Origin of the sequence: Streptomyces sp. JJ38, from assembly GCF_019303475.1 — a bacterium.
Lineage (GTDB): Bacteria > Actinomycetota > Actinomycetes > Streptomycetales > Streptomycetaceae > Streptomyces.
Genome location: NZ_JABLSI010000116.1, coordinates 1 through 261, shown reverse-complemented (window position 1 = coordinate 261; position 261 = coordinate 1). Strand labels below are relative to the sequence as shown.

The following is a 261-nucleotide window of genomic DNA, read 5'->3' as shown; positions in this document are numbered from 1 at the left end:
ATGCCCGGACGCTGACTCCCCTGACCCGAGAACAGAAACGCCGTCCGCCCACCGGACGATGCCGCACGCGCGGCGCGTCCCAGCACGACACGGCCCGACGGGGTGCCTTCGGCCACGGCCGCCAGGCCGCTGAGGAGATCGTCCCGCCCCTCGCCCACGATCACGGCGCGGTGCTCGAAGGTCGCGCGCGTCGTGGCCAGCGCACCGGCCACGTCGGCTGGTGCCAGTTCGGGGTGGGTGTGGAGGTGTTGGGTGAGGCGT

At 73.6% G+C, this 261-nt stretch carries 1 protein-coding gene; it reads right to left on the bottom strand.

The window, feature by feature from the left end; translation table 11 throughout:
* Positions 1-261 (bottom strand): hypothetical protein (locus HPT28_RS26495; RefSeq protein ID WP_219094511.1); only part of this gene is annotated, 261 nt, incomplete at both ends.